Origin of the sequence: Alkalibacterium subtropicum, from assembly GCF_900112455.1 — a bacterium.
Lineage (GTDB): Bacteria > Bacillota > Bacilli > Lactobacillales > Carnobacteriaceae_A > Alkalibacterium > Alkalibacterium subtropicum.
On record NZ_FOLT01000006.1, the window covers coordinates 71,328 to 96,985 of the forward strand.

22 protein-coding genes are annotated in these 25,658 nt (G+C 43.8%); 20 read left to right on the plus strand and 2 right to left on the minus strand.

Annotation, left to right across the window (positions count from 1 at the left end):
- Position 1: 1 nt before the first annotated feature.
- From fliQ to BM049_RS07585, 8 genes are read left to right on the plus strand one after another with little or no spacing between them, the layout of a single operon-like run.
- The gene (gene fliQ / locus BM049_RS07550; protein ID WP_091530086.1) at positions 2-265 is read left to right on the plus strand and encodes a flagellar biosynthesis protein FliQ; all 264 of its coding nucleotides are present in this window, start codon (positions 2-4) and stop codon (positions 263-265) included.
- A 4-nt stretch (positions 266-269) separates the two neighbouring features.
- Complete coding sequence (gene fliR, locus BM049_RS07555) at positions 270-1,028, plus strand: flagellar biosynthetic protein FliR (RefSeq protein ID WP_091530088.1); 759 nt, start codon at positions 270-272, stop codon at positions 1,026-1,028.
- A 33-nt stretch (positions 1,029-1,061) separates the two neighbouring features.
- Positions 1,062-2,129: a flagellar biosynthesis protein FlhB gene (gene flhB, locus BM049_RS07560; RefSeq protein ID WP_091530090.1), complete on the plus strand. Its 1,068-nt coding sequence runs from the start codon at positions 1,062-1,064 to the stop codon at positions 2,127-2,129.
- A gap of 21 nt (positions 2,130-2,150) precedes the next feature.
- A complete protein-coding gene (gene flhA, locus BM049_RS07565; protein WP_091530093.1) occupies positions 2,151-4,229 on the plus strand; it encodes a flagellar biosynthesis protein FlhA in 2,079 nt (692 codons plus the stop codon).
- A gap of 14 nt (positions 4,230-4,243) precedes the next feature.
- Positions 4,244-4,960, plus strand: a complete 717-nt coding sequence (locus BM049_RS07570) for a sigma-70 family RNA polymerase sigma factor (RefSeq protein ID WP_091530094.1) — start codon at positions 4,244-4,246, stop codon at positions 4,958-4,960.
- Complete coding sequence (locus BM049_RS07575; RefSeq protein ID WP_245751891.1) at positions 4,947-5,729, plus strand: flagellar hook-basal body complex protein; 783 nt, start codon at positions 4,947-4,949, stop codon at positions 5,727-5,729. The genes BM049_RS07570 and BM049_RS07575 overlap by 14 nt, the downstream gene beginning before the upstream one ends.
- Positions 5,730-5,742: 13 nt before the next feature.
- On the plus strand, positions 5,743-6,525 hold the full coding sequence (locus tag BM049_RS07580; RefSeq protein ID WP_177188635.1) for a flagellar hook-basal body protein: 783 nt from the start codon (positions 5,743-5,745) through the stop codon (positions 6,523-6,525).
- Between the two features lie 26 nt (positions 6,526-6,551).
- Positions 6,552-7,271: a cell division ATP-binding protein FtsE gene (locus BM049_RS07585; protein WP_091530099.1), complete on the plus strand. Its 720-nt coding sequence runs from the start codon at positions 6,552-6,554 to the stop codon at positions 7,269-7,271.
- 670 nt (positions 7,272-7,941) lie between these two features.
- On the opposite strand, the gene BM049_RS07590 is transcribed toward BM049_RS07585, so the two are convergent.
- Positions 7,942-8,544 carry a hypothetical protein gene (locus BM049_RS07590; protein WP_091530101.1) on the minus strand — a complete coding sequence of 201 codons (603 nt, stop codon included), beginning with the start codon at positions 8,542-8,544 and terminating at the stop codon, positions 7,942-7,944.
- 746 nt (positions 8,545-9,290) lie between these two features.
- Complete coding sequence (locus tag BM049_RS07595) at positions 9,291-10,907, minus strand: methyl-accepting chemotaxis protein (RefSeq protein WP_091530104.1); 1,617 nt, start codon at positions 10,905-10,907, stop codon at positions 9,291-9,293.
- A gap of 162 nt (positions 10,908-11,069) precedes the next feature.
- On the opposite strand from BM049_RS07595, the gene BM049_RS07600 reads away from it, so the two are divergent.
- From BM049_RS07600 to BM049_RS07655, 12 genes are all read left to right on the plus strand, one after another.
- A complete protein-coding gene (locus tag BM049_RS07600) occupies positions 11,070-12,818 on the plus strand; it encodes a DUF2254 domain-containing protein (RefSeq protein WP_177188636.1) in 1,749 nt (582 codons plus the stop codon).
- Between the two features lie 391 nt (positions 12,819-13,209).
- Positions 13,210-14,469 (plus strand): methyl-accepting chemotaxis protein, encoded by a 1,260-nt coding sequence (locus tag BM049_RS07605; protein WP_177188637.1) that lies wholly within the window; start codon positions 13,210-13,212, stop codon positions 14,467-14,469.
- 146 nt (positions 14,470-14,615) lie between these two features.
- On the plus strand, positions 14,616-16,199 hold the full coding sequence (locus BM049_RS07610; protein WP_091530109.1) for a putative bifunctional diguanylate cyclase/phosphodiesterase: 1,584 nt from the start codon (positions 14,616-14,618) through the stop codon (positions 16,197-16,199).
- Between the two features lie 172 nt (positions 16,200-16,371).
- Entirely contained in the window at positions 16,372-18,084 is a 1,713-nt protein-coding gene (locus BM049_RS07615; protein WP_091530112.1) for a sensor domain-containing diguanylate cyclase, read from the plus strand.
- 4 nt (positions 18,085-18,088) lie between these two features.
- Positions 18,089-18,520, plus strand: coding sequence for a type IV pilus modification PilV family protein (locus BM049_RS07620; RefSeq protein ID WP_091530114.1), 432 nt, complete (start codon positions 18,089-18,091; stop codon positions 18,518-18,520).
- Entirely contained in the window at positions 18,474-18,956 is a 483-nt protein-coding gene (locus BM049_RS07625) for a PilW family protein (RefSeq protein ID WP_177188638.1), read from the plus strand. Before BM049_RS07620 ends, BM049_RS07625 begins: the two co-directional genes overlap by 47 nt.
- Positions 18,957-18,961: 5 nt before the next feature.
- On the plus strand, positions 18,962-20,275 hold the full coding sequence (locus BM049_RS07630) for a pilus assembly PilX N-terminal domain-containing protein (RefSeq protein WP_091530117.1): 1,314 nt from the start codon (positions 18,962-18,964) through the stop codon (positions 20,273-20,275).
- Positions 20,276-20,291: 16 nt separating this feature from the next.
- The gene (locus BM049_RS07635) at positions 20,292-21,911 is read left to right on the plus strand and encodes a GspE/PulE family protein (RefSeq protein WP_091530119.1); all 1,620 of its coding nucleotides are present in this window, start codon (positions 20,292-20,294) and stop codon (positions 21,909-21,911) included.
- A gap of 12 nt (positions 21,912-21,923) precedes the next feature.
- Entirely contained in the window at positions 21,924-22,958 is a 1,035-nt protein-coding gene (locus tag BM049_RS07640; protein ID WP_091530120.1) for a type IV pilus twitching motility protein PilT, read from the plus strand.
- 23 nt (positions 22,959-22,981) lie between these two features.
- Complete coding sequence (locus BM049_RS07645; protein WP_091530123.1) at positions 22,982-24,184, plus strand: type II secretion system F family protein; 1,203 nt, start codon at positions 22,982-22,984, stop codon at positions 24,182-24,184.
- Positions 24,185-24,419: 235 nt separating this feature from the next.
- Positions 24,420-24,779 carry a type II secretion system protein gene (locus tag BM049_RS07650; RefSeq protein WP_091530126.1) on the plus strand — a complete coding sequence of 120 codons (360 nt, stop codon included), beginning with the start codon at positions 24,420-24,422 and terminating at the stop codon, positions 24,777-24,779.
- Positions 24,780-24,875: 96 nt separating this feature from the next.
- Positions 24,876-25,631 (plus strand): prepilin peptidase, encoded by a 756-nt coding sequence (locus tag BM049_RS07655; protein WP_091530127.1) that lies wholly within the window; start codon positions 24,876-24,878, stop codon positions 25,629-25,631.
- Positions 25,632-25,658: the final 27 nt, after the last annotated feature.

Consider the following 25,658-nt stretch of genomic DNA (forward strand, 5'->3'; position numbering starts at 1 on the left):
TATGTCAACACAGAATGTTTTAGATGTCTTACAGGATGCCTTTATGGTGCTGATCCGTGTAGGCGGGCCCGTTCTGATCACCGCTTTAGTGATCGGTCTGGTCATCAGTATCATCCAGGCCACGACGCAGATCCAGGAACAGACGTTGAGTTTTGTACCTAAACTCTTTTCCATCCTGTTAACCTTAGTTCTATTAGGAAATTTCATGCTGAACACACTGATTTCTTTTACAGAACGTTTATTTTCGATCATTGCGGGATTGTGATTGAATGACGGCCGAAATCCAACAGTTTTTACTTATCCTTATGCGACTGACTGTCTTTATCACAGTGAGTCCCGGCTTCTCTCATAAATCCTTTCCGACAGCGAGCAAGATCGCTTTATCGGTGGGGCTGACGCTGCCGGTCATGGCTACGGTCGATGCTTTCGATGCAGAACTGACTTTCATGCTGTTTTTACTGATAGCGGTGAAAGAAGTCCTGATCGGTCTGGCGCTCGGGTACATCACCTTGCTTTTTTTCACTACCTTTGAGGTCGCCGGAGCATTCGTCGACTTTCAAGTCGGTTTTTCGATGGGACAGATCTATGACCCGTCCTTAGGTGTGAATGCCTCATTCTATGGAAGGATCTACTATTGGATATCGATGATGATTTTTTTCATCGCCAATATCCATCATCAGGTCATTAGAAGTCTGGTGAAGTCATTCGAATGGGCACCGCTGGAACAGCTGGCCTTCAGCCATTTCGGAGCAGAGGGCATCGTTCGTTTGTTCAGTCAGATGTTTGCGACGGCGGTCACGCTGGCTATCCCGCTGATCATCGTCGCCATTTTGTCTGAACTGACCCTGGCACTGATTTCCCGGACAGTGCCGCAGATCAATGTACTGATCTTGGGGATGCCGATGAAGATATTGGTGAGTCTGATCTTTATGTTCTTCTTCCTGTCGCTGCTTATGACCAATATTAGTGAAGTGTTTCCGGATATGATCAAATTCATGAACGAATGGCTGTACAGTTTGCAGAGTTAAGCGAAGAGTCGACTGAAAAAGGGGTGACCTGACATGTCAGAAAAAGATGGAAAAACAGAAAAACCCACCCCCAAGAAGCTGAGGGAAGCAAGAAGAAAAGGACAGGTTCCTAAGAGTCAGGACTTATCCTCAGCTTTATCGTTCGGCTTTTTTGCCTTGAGTTTAACGGCTCTCGCCACGTACGTCCTGGAACGCTCCTTTGTCTTTCTGAAGAATATGCTCCGTTTTGGACCGGATCCAATGTCCTCGATGCGTGAATTGTCTTCGATCGGTATGCATGCGATCATCTGGTTCCTCGTTCTTTCTGCTCCTTTTCTGATCATCGCCTTTATTACGGGGGTCGTCGGGAATATGGTCCAGGTCGGTTTCTTGTTTACGACGGAATCACTTAAACCGAGTTTCAGTAAAATCAATCCCGTCAGTGGATTCAAAAACATCTTCGGAAAAAAAGCATTGTTCGGATTGGCGAAAAACCTCATGAAGCTCTTTATTGTCGTTGGTTTTACGTTGTATACGATCTGGCAGTCTGCTCATATTATTTTGACTTCAGGAAGCGTAGGGCTATCGGCCGTCTTCCCGCTCGTCATCGAACTAGTCTCCTCTCTGGCATTCAACCTGGCGTTGTTTCTCGCAGTATTAGGCATTGCCGATTATTTTTATCAGCGTTATGATCATAAAAAGAATCTGATGATGTCGATGCAGGATATCAAAGATGAACACAAAGAGATGGAAGGGGACCCTCAAGTCAAGTCCCAGAGAAAAGCCTTGTATAAAAATATGCTGGCCGGGAATATCAAAGATGTCCTGGAGTCCACCGTACTGATAACGAACCCGACACACTTTGCCATAGCGATCCGTTATGACCAGAGTAAGGATCAGGTACCGATCGTCCTTGTCAAGGGACAGGATCATGTCGCCCTTAGAATGAGAGAAATGGCAAGAGAAGAGGATATTCCGATCATTGAAAACAGACCCTTAGCCCGAGCGCTATACAAAGAAGTTGAACCGATGGACCCGATCCCGACAGAAATGTATCAGGCGATCGCAGAAATACTGGCCGTGATCTTGCAGGCCGAACAAAGTAAAAAACATAAAATTTAAGGAAAGGATGGGAGAAAGTAAATGAATAATCCAGCAGTGAAAAGCAAATCAGCAGCCTTGTCCAACTATTTAAATGTCATCATCGCCTTCGTTGTCGTATCCATTATCGGGATCATCATTATTCCGATGCCGCCGTTTATACTTGATATCCTTTTAGTCGTCAATATTTCTTTATCCATTACGATACTTGTATTGACCCTGTTCACCCATTCCGTCCTTGAATTCTTAAGTTTCCCTACATTGTTGTTAGTAACAACGATGATTCGTTTAGGCCTTAACATCAGCTCCACTCGACTGATATTGAGTATCGGTGACGCCGGTAGTGTGATCGAGACCTTCGGCAGTTTCGTTGCCGGAGACAACTACATCGTCGGGGCCGTCTTATTCATCATTATCGTCATCGTTCAGATACTTGTTGTGACCAACGGTGCGAGCCGAGTCGCTGAAGTATCTGCCCGTTTCACCCTGGATGCGATGCCGGGGAAACAGATGGCGATCGATGCCGATTTGAACAGTGGCCTGATCACAGAAGAACTGGCCAAGTCACGCCGGTCCAATCTGGAAAAAGAAGCGAACTTTTACGGAGCGATGGATGGGGCCAGTAAGTTCGTCAAAGGTGACGCGATCGCCGGTATCATCATTACCCTGATCAATCTGATCGGCGGGATCGCGATCCATTCGCTGCAGGGTAGCTATACCATCGGGGAAGCGTTGAATCACTTCGGGCAGCTGACCATCGGTGATGGTCTCGTCAGTCAGATCCCATCCTTACTGATTTCCGTGGCTTCAGGTATACTGGTCACGCGTACTGCCAATGAAAAAGGCTTTGGGGATACGATCGGTGGCGAACTGTTCCATACCCCACAAGTCATGTATATCGTAGCGACACTGCTGGCCATCTTCGCCCTTGTCCCTGGCTTTCCGTTCTTCCCGTTCATCCTGCTGGCGACCGGGCTCGTTGTCGCTGGGTATCTCGTTGGCGAAAGTCAGAGAACCACTGTTCAGGAAGACTTGGACAGTCAGAGACAGGCAGCCATGCAGCAGGAAAGTGCGCCTGTTGAAGAATCAGCTTCACAATTCCAGGTTGATCGGATCGCCGTTGAACTGGGTTACGGTCTGATCCCCTTAGCAAGTGAAGAACAGGAATCGAACCTGACCAGTCAGATCGCCGCCATCAGAAAACAGCTGTCTTATGAGATGGGCATCCTTTTGAATCCGATCCGGATCAGAGACAATCTGCAGATGAGTCAATATGACTATGTGATCAAAATCAAAGGGAACCCGGTCGCTTCCGGCACCTTGTATCCTGATAAATTCTTAGTGGTCGAACCCGGAGGAATCGAAGATGAGATCGAAGGTATTGAAGCCAAAGAACCTGCATTCGGTCTGGATGCGTTATGGGTCAATGAACGGAATAAAGAAATCGCTGAACTGAACGATTATACGGTGGTCGATCCGTTGACCGTTCTCGTGACACACGTGAAAGAGAAGATGAAGACCAATGCGGATGAACTGCTGGGTCGCCAGGAAGTGAAAGAGCTGCTTGAAGGGTTGAAAGAAGACTACAATGTGGTCATCGAAGAACTGATACCAGACATCCTGCAGCTGGGGGATGTGCAGAAAGTCCTGCAGCGTCTGCTTAGAGAATATGTACCGATCACTGACCTGGTGACGATACTGGAGACGCTGGCCGATTACGGAAATACCACAAAAGATCACGAGACATTGACTGAATACGTGAGACAGGCCTTGAAGCGGACCATCGTCAGGGAACATCTCGATGATCAGGGCACGCTGAATGTCTTAGCCGTCCATCCCGATGTGGAAGAACGAGTCAGCTCAAGCATTCAGAAATCGACACAGGGTTCGATCCCTGTCCTGCAGCCTCAGGAAGTGAATCGCCTGTTCGACAGCATCACCCAGCAAAGCACCATGCTGTCAGCCCGGGGGATTCCGTTTGTCCTGCTGACTGCGCCAAAAATCAGACCGGCCATGAAGAATCTCCTGTCCTTCAATTTTCCTGAGCTTGCCGTATTGTCGTTGAATGAAATACCTAATGACAGTGCGATCGAAAGTGTCGGGACAGTAACGATGACCTAGAATGGAGGGATAAAATGGAAGAGAATCTTAGAAATGAAACTGTTGTCCAATACATGCCGCTGATCCATAAAGTTGTCCATGGCCTGAAAATCAATAACAAAGACTATGAACACGACGATCTGGTGAATATCGGCGTATTTGGCTTGATGAAAGCGATCGATAAATATGACGCCTCACTGAATGTGCCGTTCATCAATTATGCCTATATGCGGATCAAAGGGGCCATCATTGATGAAATCAGAAAATCATCCCGTGTCTCCCGAAGTAAAATCAAGGCGGTCAACAACTATTATGATGCAGTCAGTACCCTTCAGCAAAAACTGCTCCGCACACCGACCGATAAAGAATTATGCAGGCATCTTGGGATAACCGATACGGATTTAAAGAAAGTCTATGAAACGGTGCATCAGCTGTCTGATGTTTCACTGGATTCGATCCTGTTTGAAGATTCCTCCAATGAAACGAACCTGATGGAAGTCATGGCAGATGATTCTGCACCTGATGCTGAAAGCAAGCTGATCAAAGAAGAGCAGCTCAGCTATATGAAAACAGCGATCACTCAATTACCTGAACGGGATCAGCAGATTCTTCAACTGATCTATTTTGAGGAATTGAGTATGAAAGAAGTGGCCTATATCTATGATATATCCACACCGCGTGTGTCACAAATACACGGCAAGGCATTACTCAAATTAAGAGAGTCTTTAGGAAAGGTGTATGACAATGATTAGAGGAATCAATACCTTATCGAACAGTTTCAACGTATTGAGCGAGAAACAGAAGAATCTGGCGACCAATGCGGCGAATACCATGACGCCCGGGTATAAATCCCAACAGCTGATGACCAGCACAACAGAACAAGTCGCTATACATAATTACACGAAAACACAGCAGGGTAAACAGCGGAATGAATTGGGTGAGTTGACGTTCGGGAATCAGCTCGATGCAGCCGTCAGGAATTTTTCTGCCGGCGGCCTGAAACTGACGGAAAACAAAACAGATGTGGCGATCAATGGGGATGCCATGTTCACGGTCCAGAATGACGCAGGGGAGCGTTTCTATACACGTAACGGTAATTTCTCAGTTAACGCCCAGGGGGAACTGGTCACGCAGGAAGGCTATCAGGTCCTTGGGATCGAGGATAATGGCGGGGCAACCCCCATCACTGTCGGAACAGATTTGGAACAGTCCTTTACGATCGATTCCTTCGGTTTTGTCCGCACGGCTGACGGGGAACCGCAATTTCTGTACTTGACACAATTTGATGATCCTGAAGAGCTGACCAGCGCCGGAGGGACACTGTTCCAGGGGGGAAACGGCAATCCAGTCGGTGTCGGTTTTCAGATCCAGCAGGGCTATGTGGAGTCATCGAACGTCGATATGGCTGATGTCATGACAGAAATGCTCCAGATTTCCAGAGAGTTTGAAGCCAATCAGCGTGTCCTTCAGTCTACAGATGAAACACTCAGACGTGCGACCCAGGAAGTCGGACGAACATAAGAAAGGTGAAATCATGAGAATCCCATACAACATATCTAAAAGTGCACTGCAGGCGCATCAGCACAAATTGAATCATGTGTCTCACAATATCGCAAACGTCACTACGACAGGCTATAAGCACAAAGATGTCCAGTTCTCGGAACTGATGCATAATGCGGTCACTGAACAGGATGTCCGTTTATCCGAAGAAAGCGGCGAGCCAAGCCTGAACACCGGCGTAAAACTGGCTGCCAGCAAAAACAGCTTTGCTCAAGGCGGTTTGACTCAGACGAATGATCCGTTCCACCTGGCTATTACCGGAAACGGCTTCTTTGGTGTAAGAAATGCAGAGGGAGAACTGATGCTCACACGCGATGGCGCATTTCACTTGAGCACAGAAGGACAGATCGTCAATGACCGGGGAGATACCGTTGAAATGACTGAGGCGGTGCCTGACAACCTGTTAAATACCGGCGAAGTATCTATCGGTAAAAACGGCGAAGTCACGGTCAGGAGGGACGGACAAGCCACGACTGTCGGACAGATTTCTCTGTTCCTTCCTCCGAATCATACCGCCATCACTGAGGCGGGCGATAATATGTATCGCATCAGCGATGGCGTCGACCTGTTGAATTCAGCAGGGGCGGCTGCCGGTGATTTTGGCATGATCGCTTCCGGCTATCTGGAAGGTTCGACGGTTGATCTGGCCCAGAGCATCACGGACATGATGATGTCTCAGCGTGCCTATTCAATGAATTCAAAAGTCATGCAAAGTACGGATGAGATCTATTCACTGATCAATCAGTTTAATTCTTAAAAGACAAAAGGTAAGGAAGGGCGTTTATGATTCGATTAAAAAACATCTCGCATATGTATGAAGAATTTGACGGGTATGTAGTGAAGGATATTTCCTGTGACATCGAACAGGGCGAATTTGTCTATCTGACCGGACCAGCCAGATCAGGCAAAACGACCTTCCTGAAAATCATCAGTGGGCAGCTGCAGGCCAGCAAGGGTCTGCTGAGTGTGCAGTCGCACTACGTCAGTAAAAAGAAAAAAAGGAAAGCCTATCTGTTAAAAAGACAAGTGGGCGCTGTTTTAGAGGACCTGGAGTTCCTTATGGATAAAACGGTGTATGAGAACGTCGCCTATGTTCTGGAAGTGATCGAATATCCTGCTTCAGATCTGGAAGCCCGTGTGCTGGATACGTTAGCTCTGGTGGGGTTGAAATATAAAGCGCTGGATGCCTTCGCAAACTGCTCGCTTGAAGAGAGGCGCCGTATTGCGATAGCCCGGGCGATCGTTCATGAGCCGAGCGTCCTGGTGGTCGATGAACCGACCAGAGACTTGGATCGTAAACCGGCAATCGATTTGCTCAACCTCCTGCATAAGCTGAACAAGCAGGGAATGACCGTGATCATGGCCACCCGGAAAGAGGAACTGATCGAACGGATGCCGGCCAGGATGCTGGAGATGAAAAAAGGAAACGTCATCCGTGACCGTTCAAAGAACCATATGCTGTTCATATTAAGTGATAAAATGGGAGAATATTATATAAGTTGAGAGTGGCACAAAAAGTGATTTCTCCACGTTAATAGAACCACCTGTCATTCAAGTACCGTTAAAAAAGAAGCACGCTTTCCACTTTAACAGGTAAAACACCTTCAGAAACCGGAACGTGCTTCTTTTTGTATTCTATTGTCAACCACTTAATTTTTGCTTCTTTATACGATCAGGATAAAGGTTTTCTCTCCTAAGTATCGAATATAGCGAACTTCGGTAAGTACATGCCTTCTGCATGCTTCTAATAGTCGAATTTGGGGGATGTTCGGTTGATAGAGATTTGTAAGGGCAAGCTAATTACCGAATTGACACTTCTTCGGTAATTAGCTTGCCCTGCTCGTTTTCAAAGTGTCGAATAGGTAGTTATTTCGGTAAGTAGCTAATCGATTGACCTGTCTACTGACCGAATATGGTAAACTTCGACAGGTTGGATCACCAAACTTTCTCCTACTTACCGAATCGGCTGGAAAGAGGCGGAGACAAAAGACCCGCCCCATCAAATTATAAAACCGGAAAGGAAATGTAACTTGATTTCCTTTCCGGTTTTAACCGTTGTGAGTGTGAACAAAAGTACAACTCCACTTGGTGTAACCCTTTTTTACTTCTCTTAAAATTTTTTCCCACTCTCTGAATATGTAGGGTGTGAAATGGTTTGATTTACTGCCGGATTCTAATGGGTGAACTGACGGTAAACCGACCGGATCGGTCTCAGATAGCGCCAACTGGAGACGGCTGCAGTCACAGTCGCTTTACTCAGTTCCGGGTATTCCTGCAGGTGGCCGTCATATATACAGACCGGATGAACGGCATCGATGACGTCTCTTGGATGCATCAGATTCGGCTGCATATAAGGGGACAAGATACCTGCGGCCTGTAAAAGTGTCGCGACGAATTCTGAACAGAAGAAATGATCCGACCGTTCCCAGGAATAGTGAAAGTAAGCCGGCACGAGACCAAGCAAGTTGTAATGCCAGTCAAGCGGATGCGTTTCGAAAAAGTCGAGCTGCAGAGCGATCGTCTGCCATTCCTCATCCGATACAGAAAGAGCATAGACGCGTCCCAGCGACTGGCTGTAAAAAGGATGACTGAAGTCTTCCCTGGCGAATCCGGCTATCAGCGGATTACTCGGGTGCCGCCTTCCGAAGCTGTAGACCCTGGACAGAGAAGCTTCCAGCGCGATAGACAGATGATTGTACGGCTGCTTACTGAAGAGACGGATCCCATGGCTAAGAACTGTCTGATTTTTGGTTTCGATAAGATAGACGATTGGCATGATATTTTCCTCGCGATTATACTGAATAGTTTAGGTGAACAGGTGATACGCCCTGTCAGATGGGTCTACTTTTCTCATACAGGAGCGGATGCATTATAATGTTATTATTTTAACAGTCAAAACAGCACCAAGTCAATTTGTATACCAAGTAGGAGCTGTTTGTATACACAGGATCATAGAAATGTTTCTGACTTTCAGATGAAAGGACTGACAGGGACGAAAAGTTTAGTTCTACCTGCTTATTCGATCTCCAGATCTGCTTGAGTTTGAACCTTGGGCTGTCTCGTCAGCCGGATGCAGGCGAACAGGCAAAAGGATTCGAATAGGGGCGACTCAGCAGCCCTTTAACAGCGGGATGGATTTATTTACCGCTGATTCGTCCAGCTAAAAAAATACAAAGCCTTAGGTAGTCAGTAAAACCCCATGATAATGACCACTGAACACATAATAGTGAATGGGAAGGCGATAGAACCCCCTTTTGTATCCATCTGAAAAATAGCGGCTGATCGAGTGGGTATTACATAAGGATGATAGAGCACACCCAGAGATTACAGGGATTTGAGTTTGACCTAAACAGTTAAGTTACCCACGAGTGGTCGCTGCTTTTGACTGGAGTGGGCAGTACTGATACCAGGAACGGCTGGTTAAGTAAATTTAATCCTCGCAGAAGCGAGGTTGGGTCAATTATATCCATCCGCTAAAAAAGGCTGAGGCCCATCGATGGGCCTCAGCCTTCCTCATGATAATCAAAGGGTCGGCGCTGCTTTTCTCTTAAAGCTGAACCGTGTTTTTTTCGCGGTCATTTCTTTCGTCGGTTGTTCGTCATCGCTATTCCCTTGCAGACGCTGGATCAGGGGACTTAGCTTCTCGACTTCAAGAGAAAGGGACTGGGCGATCTCGGTTGTTTCTTTGATCAGAGCCAGTTGTTTAACAGACTGGCTATCTGCCGTTTTGGTGGTCTGTTCTGTATCTTCTGCGATTTCCTGCATGATATCCAGAGATTCAAGGATTCTTTTGGCATTCTGTGAGATGGCGGAAGAGGTGGAGGCCGTTTCTTTAATATCACTGTCCAGTTGTTTGACAGCATCAAGTATATAATCGAATTTTGTTTCCGTCTGGCTGACACTGTTCAAACTGTCCGCCATTTTGGTTTCGCCGACACCTACGGACTGTTTAGCTTCGGTACTCTCCACCTGTATCGCCTGAACGATCTCAGCGACTTTACCTACGGCTTCATCCGTTTGTTCAGACAGTTTCCTGACTTCATTTGCAACGACCGCAAAACCTTTGCCGGCCTCACCGGCTTGAGCGGCTTCGATGGCTGCATTTAATGCAAGCAGGTTCGTCTTTTCAGAGATAGCTGAGATCACAGTGATGATGCTGTCGATTTCCTTTGAACGGCTGTCCAGTGATTCGACGACCTGCTTCACTTGCTGAAAGGCTTCGGACATATTCGTCATTTCTTTCGTTGTTTGTTCAACCAGGGTAAATCCTTCGGTCGATTCGTTCGTCATGAGTTTTGAAGAAGTTAAAATACGCGCTGTATTCTCTTCGATGGTTTGAATTGAAGAAGAGAAGGAATCCAATACCGTCTGACTTTGCTGAGCCTGGTCGACCTGTTTTTTTGAGCCTGAACGAATAGTCAGGATGGATGACTGAACTTCTTCACTGCTGGACTGTGTCTGGACAGCATTATGATTTAACTGTTTGGCGGTCTCATCCACACGGTCATTCGTCTCGCTCAACTGCGAAATGATGGAGCGGATGGTTTCTTCGTTCGTCTTGTTTAACGCTTCATAAGCATCGACTTGTTTCTGATTGGATGCGATTTGCCAGATAACTGCGCCTGCAGTCAAAATCAGAAAGGTCGCATGAATAAGGACCATGACGAAGGAATAACTGCCGGGACCGTATACGAACAGAGTGGCCGGCAAGTAAAAGTAGCCTAGTAAATGCTGGACAATGAAGATGCTGCTCATCAGCGAGACGAGGGGGATCGAGTTATAGTAGGCCATCATGGCAATGACCATAAAGATACCAAAATGGTATTCGACCGCACCTTCACCGCCCATTATCATGCTGATCACTGAAAAAGTGAGGGATAACGTGACGAGATAAGGAGTGATCTGGGCAGCAGGCTTTGTGAAAGTCAAATACGCGGCTATCAGTAATAATACTAACGGAAGGGCAAAGAACAGGCCCGTGACCGTCGTGTAGTAGTCAGGGATGCTGCCAGCTTCACGGGCAAGAACTGATCCGTGAGTCATGCTTTCAATCAGATTTAAACGATGAAAAAGGTGAACCAGAAAATTCAATCCGAATGTGATAGATGCCAGACCTATCATTAACTTGTTTTTATTCATACAACCATTCCTTTACTGTTTTATGAACCTGAAAATGTTCAATATAATTAATATCGGAAAGTTTTCTGTAAACTTAAGTCTGTGCATTTTATATTTATGCCGTGTATACTAAAGTATAACAATACATAAATCTTTATGTTCAATGACTTCGGAGGGATTCTCATGGTAGAAAAGTGGAATTTAAGTATGGAAGAAAGAAAAATATGGTTGATCCTTGGTGGGAGTGTCCTCTTTTCATTTTTACTGGCCGTTTTAGTTATCTTGTTTGATACACGCATACTGGCAGGGGTCGAGTATTTACCGGCGTGGTCACTGACAAGTGTCGATCTGGCTAGAGAGATCCTGGGACTGCTGGCCGGTTCGCTTCTAACGGTAGCGACCTTTACTTTCGGAACGATGCTGTCCATCGTTACGCTTTACACGTCGAACTTCAGTCCGCGGGCAACAGAAAATTTCCTGCTGAACCGCACATCTATGTGGACACTGGGCATTTTCCTGGGCGGCTTCATCTATTGTCTGGCCTCACTGTTTTTTATGCGAAGTTCTGAAGATGAATATTTAGTCATTTCAGCTACTATTGCTTTAGTCTACGCATTTGGAGCTGTGTTCACTTTTACACGGTTCGTCTATACCAGTTCGGAATTCATCCAGCTTGAAAAACTGATCCACAGATTATATCAAGAAGCTCAGGAAGTGTATGACAATTATATTAAACGCTTCGAAGACTTTCCTTCAATCAAACATTTACCTGAAATGTCTTATATGTACACGTTCGACATCCAGGCGATAAAAAGTGCTTATGTCGAGCATATCGATTTCGATACCTTGAAGGAGATAGCAGACGAAAAAGAAGCGAATATCATCATCAACATACGTGTGGGCTACTTCGTGACGGCAGATGAACCGATCATGGAAATCAAAACAAATCAGAATCTGGAAGATGAGATGGAAGACATCACCAATAGAGTGAACCGCAGTTTGAGTTTCGAATCTGAAAAATCTGCCATGTATGATCCGGACTATGCCCGCACCAAACTGACTGAAGTAGCCTTACGCGCCGTTTCCCCGGGGATAAATGATCCGAATACAGCGATCCACGTCCTGCACTACAAGTCACTGCTTGAAAAACGACTGGCAGGAATGCCCGGTAAATATGTGATTTTCGTTAATGAGGAAGAAGAAAGTGATAAAGAAACAATAAACGAAGAAAATGAAGATCAAAATGAACAGGATAAGGAAGCAGAAGACTATCAAAAAAGTGACACTTCTAAGAGTGCCCCAGACACCAGCGAATCAGATGATCCTGAAGAAAAGGGACTAAATCCTGAGGACGCCGATGACGATGACGAGGAAGAAGAAAATAGTAGATACAAGACCGAAATCATTTCCAGTGACAACGAAGAAGATAAAGAGGAAGCCGAAGAACGCGTGCGCGCGAAAAAAATCAAAGTCATTTCCAGTTCCAAGGATGATCAAGAGGATGACACTAGTGACGACGATGACGACGACACTGATGACGAGGAAAAAGAAACTGAACCGATTTCTGAAGGAAACGATAATAACAAAGAAAATAAAGAAAAGAATAAAGCCAAAGGCAATGAAAATGAATACGAGAAAAGTGTATTTTACAGATATAACGACTTTGCTGAAGACTTACATTCTGGGTACTGGCAGCTCGTGTTTTACATGCAGAAAGACATTTCTGGTGTCCATGCCTTGTTTGAAGCATTAAAGACCATATCTTATGCGGCCCATTTGGATAATTTGGGATTTATTAAAGAATACAATGAATATCTTTACAATATGACATCGAAAAACTTTGAAGAAACCTTTGATCAGAACATTATCGAAAGGGATCATGAAACAGTGAAGACGATCATTGAAAAGAAGAAAGTAGAATTGGAAGATTAATTTGACGCAAAAAGCACATTTTACAGAAATGTGCTTTTTGTGCGTTATTCCCTCTTAACTTTTAAAAATAATTACCGATTATAATAAATATAAAAAGAATTGGGGGAATAATATGGAGACATCAGTACCTGTTGAGACACAAACTACACAATCAAATGAGATGCATATAACAGAATCTTTAAAAGAAAAGTACAATCAGAAAGCTTCTAAATTGCTGACAAGAGTAAGTTTAGCCATAATACTAGCTGCTTATCCGGTCGTTTATCTTTTCAGTTATTTAAAATTAATTCCTGTTTCAAGCTTTTATCAATTTCTTATTTCAACGGCTTTAATAAACGCGATTCTCCTTATGACTACAAGGTTTTTTGTTAATAGAAAAGAGTCAAAATACGTGATCATTCTCAGTATGTTCACCTTGCCCTTTATAATCAATCTGGCCCTTACTTCACAAATGGTCTGGTCTGTCATTTTCTTGTATTTATTTTTATCCTTATTATATCTGGATAAAAAAGTATACGCGTTAGCAAGTGTACTGGGTCTTTTCAATCTAGCTGCTATTATTTACTTTGACCCGACAGCGGCCAGTGATCAACAGGAGATCGCTGTGATGTTCATTTTATACATACTCATCACTTCAGCTGGTTTATTTGTTGCTATAAATGGCGATAAACTGATCAGCCAGATGGAAAAAACAACAGAAGCGTCCGACATTCAGTCCAAAAACTTAGTGGATGTGATCAAAGCTGCACAGACCACCATCACCCAGCTTGATTCAAGTTCCAGTTCACTGACTGATTCAAGTTCATCGATCCTTCATGCTTCAAAAGAGCTGGAAATCGCCATGGATGATATCGCCAGTTCAACCAGCAGTCAGGCAGAAGATACTGAGAACGGTGTAAGTCATGTGGTAGAACTCGGTGAATTGTTAAGCAGATACGCCGACTATATGACGGAACTCCACAGCAAAACCCACAGGGCAAGTCATTTAAGAGAATCTAGTAAGACAAACCTGGTCTCTCTGACTGGTAATACTGAAAAGAGTATAAATAACGTAGAAAAAATCGACCGGATGATCCGCTCTACTTCTCATTCAGTAGAGAAAATCGAAAAAGCTTCTGCAGAGATCGCGAACATTTCCGAGCAGACCAATCTGCTTGCCCTGAACGCCTCGATCGAAGCGGCAAGAGCGGGTGAGGAAGGTAAGGGCTTCGCCGTTGTTGCCGAGGAAATCAGAAAACTGGCTGAAAAATCATCCCAGTTCAATGAAGAAATCGCTGAGGTCATCCGGAATCTTACTGAACAGGCACAAGGTTCTGTCGGAGCAGTCGATACCTTGAATACCATAACGTCTGAACAACTGAGCAGTTTAAGTGATACGAACAGTCAGTTTGATTCTTTATCAGAAGCGCTGATTACTTTAGAAAAAGTCATTGACCTTGTGTCTGGCGTAGGGGACAAAATGAAAGATAAAACAGAGCGACTGATCGAGATCATGCATAGTCTTTCTGCATCTTCAGAAGAAAACGCCTCAACAACAGAAGAAATATCCGCATCTATCAGTTCTACAAATACGGACCTGTCAGCGATAGCGAAAGAAATCGAAGTGATTTCGCATCAAATCAAAGAACTGGAAAAAGTGACAAACCACTAAATAAATACTTTCTTCACAATGATAATAGTGTATGATTATACTATGGAGTGAAATAAGTACCGCGGAAAACAAAAAATTCAATACTTGCTCAGAAAGAGATCCCTAAGAAATTCTTTCTGACAGTGTTGGAAGGAGCAAAAAGTAATATGATAAATCGCATACCATCATTACTGACAGAAGCCTTTTCAGACTTCGACTTTTTGAAGTTTGCCGGTTTCAGCTTATATATACTCTTTCTTTACCTGATCAGCAGAAAAAACTGTCCTCCAGCTTACATATTCTCCATTGTCGAGGATTCATATAATAACCGCAAGAGCGTTTATGGTACAGATGATCAGAAAAAGAACTGGATCCAGAAACTGTTTGATAAATTCAATTTTTTCAGCAAGCAGGAACTGGCTCTGATCGAAGATGTCAGACAACATAAAAAAGAGCTGCATCAGGTCACTTATTTCGATATGCTGACAAACTTACCGAACCGGACGAAACTCCATGATGACTTTAATCGCAAAACACGTCGACATTCAGAAGAAGAACGAACGATCGAAATGTCCATCTTCGTTCTGGATATCGACCGTTTCAGAACGATCAATGAACTGTATGGACGGGATGCGGGAGATCAGGTTCTGATAAAAGTCACCCAGCGACTCAGAAACCTTGTCGGGGAGGCATCGATCATCGCCCGTGAAAGCGAGGATGAGATCTTTATCTTGATCGAAGATATCGATGACAGAAAAACAGCTGAAACAGCCAAAGATATCGTGGATCTCTTTTTAAAACCATTTAAAATCAATGATTATACATTTTATGTAACGGCCAGCATAGGTATCAGTCGATATCCCGAAACAGCTCAGGACATCGATGCGCTCCTTCAGCAGGCAGAAATCGCTATGTATAAAGTCAAGCGAACAGGTAAAAATAATTACCATGTCTTCATGATCGATGATGCAGCAGCTATCGAGAGAAAACGACGGATCGAGTTTGGGCTGAAAGAAGCTCTGATTCAAAATGAATTATATTTGCTTTATCAGCCGAAAGTTAAAATGATCACCGGTGAAATCTATGGTGTGGAAGCATTGCTGCGTTGGGAACACCCCATTTTAGGTTTAGTTTCTCCCGTTGAATTTATACCTATTGCAGAAGAGTCAGGCATAATCAATGAGATAGGCTATTGGGTCATACATGAAGCGGTCAGACAAACAAAGGAGTGGCATAAAGAAAACAAGTTTTTGAGTGTCGCAGTCAATGTCTCTGCATTGCAGTTTGAGGATCCATATTTTGTCAAAAGGATACAGAACGTTCTGGAGTTATATGAGCTGGATGAGCATTATCTGATCGTAGAGATCACTGAAAGCGTCATGCAGAATGTGGATTATGCAAACAAGATCATCAAAGAGCTGCATGATATCGGCGTGAGTGTCGCCATCGATGATTTCGGTACAGGGTATTCGTCCCTGAGTGTACTGAACAATATGTTCATTGACACTGTTAAAATCGACAAATCATTCATCGATCATGTCATATCCAAACCAAATACTGCATCCCTTGTAAAAACGATCATTCAGATGAGCAAGAGCATGAATTTTAAAACAGTTGCTGAAGGCATCGAAAGCATTGAGCAGTCCCTTTTTTTGAAAGAAAACAATTGTGAATTTGGTCAGGGCTATTATTTCAGCAAACCTATCAAACCCGAAGAAGTCGTTAAAATAATGACTGACAAGAAACCGTGAAGCGACTGACTTCGCGGTTTTTTGTCCATTGCCAGTATGTGAAAGCGCTGTTAAATCTGGAAGGATATTTAACTGTTTCTCATTCAAAGCGATTGACTATTGGAGTGAATAAATATAAACTTGTAATGTTACATTCATTAAAGTTTAATAATAATAGAACGAGGTATAGATAATGGTTAACGACAAAAAGCGTTTCGCTATCTGGGCTTTCTTTATCCCCATTGCCCTATTTATTCTAGGTACAGCTTATTACATACATTTTTACGTCTCACCATTTTTGACTATCGATTATGCCTTTTTTCTTAAACTGGCTGTGCTGATCGGTCTTTTTCCAATAAAAACGGAAGATTCGATTTTATTTCTGGTGACTGGGATATCCCTTCCCGTCCTGATTATCTATGGTTTGATTCCTGAGATAATCGTCTCGTCCATTGCCATCATTTTTTTAATGCTCAGATCAGATATCAAGTTTGACCAGCATTATCGGTATCCGCTCAATCTGCTCATGTTTCATTTCTTATCTGTCATATCCGCCGGCTTTTATTATCTGACGCTCCAGCTTTTAGATTCAGTGTTCAATATCATAACTGCTCTACTAGCTTTGACTGTGTACATGTTTGCTCATTTAATCTTTAATCAGCTGTCTATGTATATCGTCGAGAAGTATTTTTATGAAAATGCTGACGCCAAAGTCATCGATGATAATCTGACATTTTCGTTTTACAGTACATTATTTGTCATCCCATTATCCTTCATCATCATCTATCTCTATGAGATGACGGGTACGATGGGAATACTGATCGGCGCGTTACCTTTCCTGACGGTAACTATCGGAACGAACTTTTATTACAAGAGCAAGGTCCATAATAAGTATTTAAAACGAATGAATCAATTTTCACAAGAATTGAATGCCAAGAAAAACGGTGAGAGCGTGATCGAAATATTCATTCAGGCTTTAGTCCAGATTTTTCCTAGTGACGCTATAAGTTATTTTACAGTTGAAAACGAAGCGGTGGTCAGAAGAGAAAAAATGATCGTCGGTAATGGGGAGATCATTGAAAAAAATGAACTGTTCCATTTGTCTGAAGAATCGATGCTCAGGAGAGCTATGACCAGTGATACGATGTTATCTCATTGCCATTCTAAAGACTGGAAAGTCTACTGCACGAATGATATAGCTTATCATGCTGAGAGTGCACTCGTCATGCCGGTCAAAGTTATGGACCGAACGCAGGGCATCATTCTAATGACTCACCACACGCGCTCGATTTATGACGACATGATGGTCTCGCTTGTGGAAGTCTTTCACAAATATTTTTCCATTGCCCTGGATAATGCCCACCACTACGAACAGCTGGAAGAAACAGCTGAAAAGGATTTCCTGACTGACCTCCCTAATTTAAAAGGCTTGTCTAAACAACTGCAAAAGGTAAAAGATAGAGGATCGGTCGGTCAGATGTCTTTGATCGTGTTAGACCTGGATCATTTCAAGTTAGTGAATGATACGCACGGCCATCAGTCTGGCAATGAGATCCTTTCAAGTCTCGCAAAACGTCTGCGAAATAATTTGAGCGATTCGATTTACGTCGCACGATTTGGTGGCGAAGAATTTATCATCCTGCTTCCGTATTATACTGAAGAGGCTGCGTTTGCGATTGCTGAAGAGGTGCGTCAGTTGATTGCAGATACGCCGTTTAAAATATCAGAATCCATGCAGTCAAATAGAAAAGAAAAAGTGTTTGTCACCGCGAGTCTCGGCTTAGCTACCTGTAAAGACGGGTGTATGGATATTGAAGAACTGATCCATCTGGCTGATCGCGCGATGTATATCGGGTCGAAACAAAAAGGTCGAAACAGAGTGACTGTTGCTCAAAAAGGAAGCTGATCTTATGAAAAGAACAGGTATCATAGAAAAATTGAAAAGAGACGAAACAGGCGTCACGCTGGTGGAACTATTAGCGGGGATCGCCATTTTGTCTATCGTTGTCACGGCGTTCCTGGCCTTTTTCATCCAGGCCGCCAATACGAATAAACAGACAAACGAAATGAATGAAGCCACATTTCTGGCGCAGGAAGAAATGGAATTTATGACACATTATTCTACTGGAAATTATAGCGAAGAAGAGGTTATCGGTTTATTTGATGATATCAATGGTAAATATTTGCGTCAGTTTTCATCGGATGGTTATGAAATAAAAACAGAATTAGTGGAGCCGAGTGATGAAAGCTCATTATATAAAATAGTCGTTGAAGTTACTGGAGGAGGTAAAGACCGTGCAAAAATGGAGACACGCTTGCCTTTTGAAAAAACGACTGACTAACAGCGTGAACTGGAAAAGCGACAAAGGGATCACTTTAGTGGAACTGCTTGCCTCTTTAGCTATTCTCTCAGTAGTCATCTTACTCGCCGGATCCGTTCATCTGTTTGGTCAGCGTCAGTTCATCAGCCAGACAGAATCTGCGAGTCAGGCCAATAACATGAGTTATGCCCTCTCTGTGATGTCCCGGGATTTGAGGAAAGAAGAGGGCGAAACGGTAACAGTAAGTGATGGCGGAACAAAAATCACGACTGGAACTGGATTGATTTTCGCATATAATGGCAGTGAAATACTGAAAAACGGCTCGACGCTAATTGATTCAGTTAGTTCAATGACTGTTAAAAAAAATAGCGAAGACAGCATCGAAATCAAAATCGAAAGCCAATCACCACAATCACAGACGAGGACTTATAAGACAACCATCTACTTCAGGAGGTAATAATCATGTCAGTCAAACGATTGAGATTACATATCGAAAATGAAGAAGGCAGCGGCTTGATCCTGGCTTTAATGACGCTACTCGTATTGTCTGTTCTAGGTGCTTCTTTAGGCGCGGTGACAGTCGGCAGTTTCAAATTGAGCGATGCTAATCGTGACGACACGTCTGCGTACTATATAGCAGAAGCAGGGGCGAATATGGCTTATGAAGAGATGAAAGAAGGAGTCTTATCTGAATATGAAAATGATTATTCTGAAGGCGTCTTTTTTGACAGAGTGACTGACGATAATGGAGTTATCAAAAATGTGGAAGATAAAATCAAGAATAATAAGAATGGATCTGGTGGTCCGTTTTACACATTTGAATCTCAAAATGGTAGCATTCCGTCATTAACTATTGCTATCGAAGAGATCACTAAAGACGGTAATAAAAGAGGATATATGATATCCTCTACAGGTAATGTTGACGGCAAGAAAAGGACAGTAAAAAAACCAGTCGAGGTAACCTATGTAAGAGAAGATGTTGAACTATTTCCTGATAATGCAGCAATCATTGCGAGTGGTGAAATAAAACTAAAAAAAGGATCTAAAATTGATGGAGATGTTATAGTAAGTAATGTTAGCAACCTCACAGTTCCTGGAAATTCTACAGAACCAGAAGATAGTGTGTCAGGGAGTATAGTAAGCCCTATCCCTAATTGGAAAATTTATAAAGACTTAGCAAGGTCTTTTCCGGAAATAGGTCAATATGTCGAATTACCTAATACAGTAAATTTAGACAAAAACGAGGATCTATACTATCGTACTGATAAATTGAATCTAAGTGATCTGACGATAAATGGTGATGGTGTAGTAAATATTTTTGTTGAAAATGAACTGACAATTGATAAAAAAACTGATTTTGACTATTCTACTGATTTTAGAAACGTGAGGATATATTATGCTGGAACAGATACAGTAAAAATCAATAGTAAGATCAAAGCCTCTTTATTTATAAAGAATGCGCCAATAACTTTCGCAAATAAAGCATCTTTAGAAGGAATCTTAGTATCAGGGAATGAGGGCTCTGAGATAAAGTTATCTCAGCATGGTGACTTTTCAGAAACTTATATCATTGCGCCTTTTTCAAATGTCAGAATGAATAACAAGTCTAATTACAATGGATTTCTAATTGCTGGAAATATAAACAATGTAAATAAAATTGATCTCAATTATAAAGAAATCAACTCGTTCCCTTTTGAAATCGATGGAATTGGACAAGGTATGGACGGTTCTGAGGGAGAAGTCATTACCTCCGAACCAATTATCGAATCTGACTAGAAAGGACGGTGAAAAAATGGCTGAGCGAAAAAAATTAGGTGATTTCCTTAAAGATTCAGGATTGGTCACAGAAACACAGATTGTGGAAGCATTGAACCAGAAGAAAAAATCGCAAAAATTGGGAGAAGCTTTAGTTGATCAGGGGTATATCACGGAGAAACAGCTCCTTGGCATCCTGGAGATCCAGCTGAAACTGGAAAGTGTTTCTTTGTATCAGTATCAGATCGATCGATCTTTGATCAGTCTTGTATCCAAAGATTTTGCCCGGTCCAAATTGCTCCTGCCGATCAATCGCGAGAATAACCGGCTGATCGTTGCGATGCACGACCCATTAGATTTTTATGCGATCGAAGAGCTTGAGTTGTCGACCGGCTATAACCTTCAGCCGATGCTGGCGACGAAAGACGACATTTTACAGACAATCAACCGTCTCTACGATGCTGAAGAAGTCAATGTCGAAGAAATGGAAGGGGAAGATGCCCCTGCTGTCCGCATCTTTGACCAGTTACTGGAAACCGGCGTGACGCTGTATGCGTCGGATATCCATTTGGATCCAAAGGAAAACAATGTTTCCGTGCGCTACCGTGTTGACGGCGTCTTAAGAAGTGACCGGACATTACCCAAATCATTGATGAATTCGCTGATCGCCCGTATCAAAATCATGGCTGGCTTGAATATCACTGAATCAAGGCTCCCCCAGGACGGACGGATCAGTACCTATATTTTAGATAAAAAAGTCAACTTGCGTGTATCCACCTTGCCGACTGTCTTTGGTGAAAAAGTGGTTATCCGTATTTTAGACATGTCCAACGTTTTTAACCGGGTGTCAGATATCGGACTTCAAGAGGATACGCTGAAAGATTACGAGGCACTGATCAAGCAGCCATCCGGGCTCATCCTGCTGACAGGACCCACGGGCTCAGGGAAATCCTCGACACTGTACGGATCCATTAACGAACTGAATAGTCCGGAGAGCAATATCATCACGATCGAGGACCCTGTGGAATATCAGCTTGACGGCATCAATCAGGTCCAGGTCAATGTACCGATCGGGTTGTCCTTTGCCAAAGGGCTGCGTTCTATCCTGCGTCAGGATCCCAATATCATCATGGTCGGTGAGATCCGAGACACCGAAACAGCTGAAATAAGCATCCGTGCGTCTCTGACCGGTCACCTGGTGTTCAGTACGCTGCACACCAATAGTGCCATAGAAGCCATTCCGCGTTTGTTTGATATGGGAGTGGAACCTTATCTGGTCGTGTCTTCACTTAGTGGGGTCATGGCGCAGCGTCTGGTTAAAACAGTATGTAAAGACTGTGCATCGACGCGAAAAGCCAGCCCGATCGAGAAAGAGCTCTTTGAAAAACGGCATATGTCGATAGAAGAAATAACGACAGGTATGGGATGTGACGCCTGCCGTCATACCGGCTATCGGGGACGCATGGCTATTCATGAGCTGATCGTCATTACAGATGAAGTCAAAGAGCTGATGATGAATCAGGCTTCCATGCAGCAGATAAAAAAACATGTAAAGGAAAAAGGCGTGCGGTTCCTGATCGATGATGGATTAGAAAAAGTGAAGCAGGGAAAAACAACGATCGATGAGGTCCTGCGTGTAGCTTCACTGGATGCCTAGAGGAGGGATTCGATGGAAAAGTTAAATGACATACTTAAGGCAGGGTATTATAAAGGAGCTTCAGATATACTTCTGGTGGCTGGGTCAGCACCTATTTTCAGAATCGATGGCCAGCTGACGCCCCAGCAAGGTGAGCGTATTCTACCGAAAGACACAGCTGAAATGGCAAAAGCGATGTTGACAGAAGAACTGTGGGACACACTCGACAAAAAGCGTGAGGTGGATCTGTCTTACGGGATAGGTGGGATCTCCCGTTACAGGGTCAATATCTTCTATCAGCGCAGTGCTGTGTCGCTCGCCTTTCGAGTGATCTCCAGTGACATCCCTACGATCGATGAACTGGGTATTCCTAAAACACTGGAAAAAATCGCACAAAATCCTCACGGCCTGTTTCTGGTCACTGGGCCGACGGGGAGTGGTAAGAGTACGTCTTTGGCCTCGATGATCGATTATATGAACCTGCATATGAGCAGGCACATCATTACTCTGGAAGACCCGATCGAATATCTGCATTCACACAATCATTCGATCATTGAACAGCGTGAAATCGGTTTTGACACCTTATCGTTCAAGAATGGTCTGCGCGCTGCACTGAGGCAGGATCCAGATGTGATCCTCGTTGGGGAACTGCGTGATCTGGATACGATCCAGACAGCCATTACGGCAGCTGAAACGGGCCACCTGGTCCTGGGAACACTACATACACAGGACACAGCCGGAACGATCGACCGCATCATCGATGTGTTCCCGGTACACCAGCGTAACCAGACACGGACCATGCTCGCCAATGTGCTGCTCGGCGTCATGTCTCAGCGTTTGTTCCCCACGATCGATGTCAAAGGACGCGCGGTCGCGACTGAAATGCTGATCAACAACAGTGCCATCAAAAATCTCATCCGCAGCGAAAAAATGCATCAGATCCCGAATGTTTTGCAGACGTCCAGAGATCAGGGGATGCATACGATGGAAATGAGTATCAAGGACCTTGTCACTCAGAAGCGGATCAAATCATCTGCACTTTGGCCTTACACAACTAATCGGGCATAACATGTACGGAAAGGAGGATACCCTTGGCTACATTTGCATATAAAGCAAAATCAAAAGAAGGGAAAGTCATCAAAGGTAAACTGGACAGTACCAATCAGAAAGAGGCGGTCAGTGAACTGTCGCAGATGAATCTCATCGTCTACGAAGTGAAACCGATGAATGATATCTTGAACAGGGACGTCGCGATCGGACGGCCGTTGAAGCAGAAAGAGTTTGTTATTTTTCTGAGACAGTTCGCGACTTTGATGGAAGCGGGCATCCTGCTAGTGGAATCGATCGAGCTGCTGGCTGATCAGTCTGAAAGCAAAGCCCTGAAAGAAGCCTTGAAAGAAATCGCGGTCGACATCAAAGAAGGGATCGCTCTGTCAGAAGCAATGAAAAGATATCCGAAGCTGTTCCCTGAGTTGCTGATCCAGATGGTCCGTTCCGGAGAGGTTAGTGGTCAGCTCGAGGAAGTACTGGACCGGATGGCCACGTATTATGAAAAACAATACCGGATCAAGCAGAAAGTTTCTACAGCGTTGACCTATCCGATGATCGTTGGCTCTTTTGCCATCATCATCACCGTTTTCTTATTGCTGTTCATTGTGCCTATATTCGGTGATTTATTTGCATCCTTTGGGAGTGAATTGCCCTTTATAACACAAATCGTATTGTCCCTGAGTGAATTCATTCAACAGACCTGGTGGATTTTCGGCATAATGGCCGCAATACTGGCACTTGCCTTCATGCAATTGAAGAAAAGAGAAGATGTGGCTTACTATATTGATAAATACGCCTTGAAGATCCCTATCATTGGTACATTTATTCAAAAAGCGGTCCTGGCCCGAATGACGCAGACACTCAGTTCGCTTATAAACAGTTCAGTTCCTATCCTGCAGGCCGTAGAAGTCACCAGCGAAGTTGTGGGTAACCGGGTCGTGAAAGAGGTTCTGCTGGATTCACGCACGTCTCTTGAACGCGGCGAATCTCTGGCAAAACCCATGTCCGAACACTGGGTCTTCCCGCCGCTCATCATCCAGATGATACGGGTCGGCGAGCAAAGTGGGGCGCTGGACGATATGCTGAAAAGGGTAGCGGATATCTATGATCAGGAAGTCAACGAAGCCTCAGATAAACTGCAGTCGCTGATCGAACCCGTGCTGATCATCTTTCTGGCAGTGATCGTCGGCCTGATCGTCCTATCGATCGTCGTACCGATGTTCAGTCTTTTCGAAGCATTTTAATAATTTGTTCACATATACCAGTTGTATATTGTTGTAAATATGCAATGAGTGTTCTATAATTATTCTTGTACCAACCTTTTGATGTGATAAACGTTATCTTTATCCTTTAGAAGGTTATACAACTAAGGATGTAAAACTATTCACTCGAATCAGTATTAATTAATCCGTTTTTAATCATTTACATAGCGATCGATTAATACCTAATAGAGTGAAAAAACTATTAGGAGGAAGAAGAATGAGAAACAAGATCAAACAGCTCATGAACAAAGAAGAAGGGTTCACACTTGTGGAACTATTGGCGGTTATTGTAATTTTGGGGATTATATTGGCTATTGCGATACCTTCGATTGGTGGAGTGATTGATAGAGCTTCTGAAGACGCAGCTACTGCTGAAGAAACTCTTGTTGTAGACGCTGGTAGACTTTATTTTGTTCAAAATCCAACAGTAGCTTCAGTTACTGTAGAAACATTGGTTGATGAAGGGTATATAGACGAACGACAAGACAGTGATTTGTTGACAAGCAATTTTACTGATGCAACTACTATTTATCAGACTGAGAATGGTGGGGCTAGTTTAACAGATCCTGATTCTTAATTAAATCATGAGTGAAAACTATGAATAATAATCAATAATAATCGTTAAGAAAGACCCCACGTTGGGGTCTTTCTTACTACATAGGAGACTTTTCAAATGCAATACTTCATCATACTTACTTTTTTCTTATACGGACTTGTTTTCGGGTCCTTCTTTAATGTCGTGGGTCTTCGCGTGCCGACCAAGAGTCTTTTCAACCCAAAAAGGTCTTACTGTGATACGTGTGAACGGACATTAACTTGGAAAGAGCTCATTCCAGTCTGGTCCTTTGCTGTTCAAAAAGGGCGATGCAGGGGATGCAGACAGTCTATTTCGCCACTGTATCCAGTCATGGAACTGACAACGGGACTGCTGTTTGCCTTTACTTATTATTTGACTGGATTTAGTCCTGAACTTATGTTGGGCTTGCTGCTTATTTCACTGATCATTCCCGTTACCGTCTCGGATATCGTATACAGCCGTATCCCCAATCGTCTGCTGCTGTTTTTCAGTCCTTTCTTTATCTTATACCGGATTCTATACCCATTGTCCCCCTTTTATGATTCTTTCATCGGGGCCGGCTTCGCTTTTCTGCTGGTCTTATTGATCATCCTTCTGTCCAAAGGCGGGATGGGCGTCGGGGATCTGAAATACTATACTTTGTTTGGCTTCATTTTCGGGTTCAGCCACTTCTTGTTACTCTTTTTCCTGTCGACACTATACGGTGCGCTTGCTGGGGGGATATTAATGAAGATGAAAAAGGCTGGGCGCAAGACAAAAATCCCATTTGGCCCCTATATCGGTCTGGCCGCATTAACGGTGTTTTACTTTGGCGAGGTCATCATCAGCTGGTACCTCAATTTGTTTCTGTAAGTCATTATTCTATCATTGGAGGAGACA

Excerpts from the sequence above, each read along its gene's own strand:
- BM049_RS07600 (WP_177188636.1), top strand. The coding sequence starts at position 11,070 with ATGGTAGAAAAGTGGAATTTAAGTATGGAAGAAAGAAAAATATGGTTG.
- BM049_RS07620 (WP_091530114.1), top strand. The coding sequence starts at position 18,089 with ATGAAAAGAACAGGTATCATAGAAAAATTGAAAAGAGACGAAACAGGC.
- flhB (WP_091530090.1), top strand. The coding sequence starts at position 1,062 with ATGTCAGAAAAAGATGGAAAAACAGAAAAACCCACCCCCAAGAAGCTG.
- BM049_RS07585 (WP_091530099.1), top strand. The coding sequence starts at position 6,552 with ATGATTCGATTAAAAAACATCTCGCATATGTATGAAGAATTTGACGGG.
- BM049_RS07595 (WP_091530104.1), bottom strand. The coding sequence starts at position 10,907 with ATGAATAAAAACAAGTTAATGATAGGTCTGGCATCTATCACATTCGGA.
- fliQ (WP_091530086.1), top strand. The coding sequence starts at position 2 with ATGTCAACACAGAATGTTTTAGATGTCTTACAGGATGCCTTTATGGTG.
- BM049_RS07650 (WP_091530126.1), top strand. The coding sequence starts at position 24,420 with ATGAGAAACAAGATCAAACAGCTCATGAACAAAGAAGAAGGGTTCACA.
- BM049_RS07610 (WP_091530109.1), top strand. The coding sequence starts at position 14,616 with ATGATAAATCGCATACCATCATTACTGACAGAAGCCTTTTCAGACTTC.
- fliR (WP_091530088.1), top strand. The coding sequence starts at position 270 with ATGACGGCCGAAATCCAACAGTTTTTACTTATCCTTATGCGACTGACT.
- BM049_RS07580 (WP_177188635.1), top strand. The coding sequence starts at position 5,743 with ATGAGAATCCCATACAACATATCTAAAAGTGCACTGCAGGCGCATCAG.
- BM049_RS07640 (WP_091530120.1), top strand. The coding sequence starts at position 21,924 with ATGGAAAAGTTAAATGACATACTTAAGGCAGGGTATTATAAAGGAGCT.
- BM049_RS07590 (WP_091530101.1), bottom strand. The coding sequence starts at position 8,544 with ATGCCAATCGTCTATCTTATCGAAACCAAAAATCAGACAGTTCTTAGC.
- flhA (WP_091530093.1), top strand. The coding sequence starts at position 2,151 with ATGAATAATCCAGCAGTGAAAAGCAAATCAGCAGCCTTGTCCAACTAT.
- BM049_RS07630 (WP_091530117.1), top strand. The coding sequence starts at position 18,962 with ATGTCAGTCAAACGATTGAGATTACATATCGAAAATGAAGAAGGCAGC.
- BM049_RS07635 (WP_091530119.1), top strand. The coding sequence starts at position 20,292 with ATGGCTGAGCGAAAAAAATTAGGTGATTTCCTTAAAGATTCAGGATTG.
- BM049_RS07655 (WP_091530127.1), top strand. The coding sequence starts at position 24,876 with ATGCAATACTTCATCATACTTACTTTTTTCTTATACGGACTTGTTTTC.
- BM049_RS07575 (WP_245751891.1), top strand. The coding sequence starts at position 4,947 with ATGACAATGATTAGAGGAATCAATACCTTATCGAACAGTTTCAACGTA.
- BM049_RS07615 (WP_091530112.1), top strand. The coding sequence starts at position 16,372 with ATGGTTAACGACAAAAAGCGTTTCGCTATCTGGGCTTTCTTTATCCCC.
- BM049_RS07570 (WP_091530094.1), top strand. The coding sequence starts at position 4,244 with ATGGAAGAGAATCTTAGAAATGAAACTGTTGTCCAATACATGCCGCTG.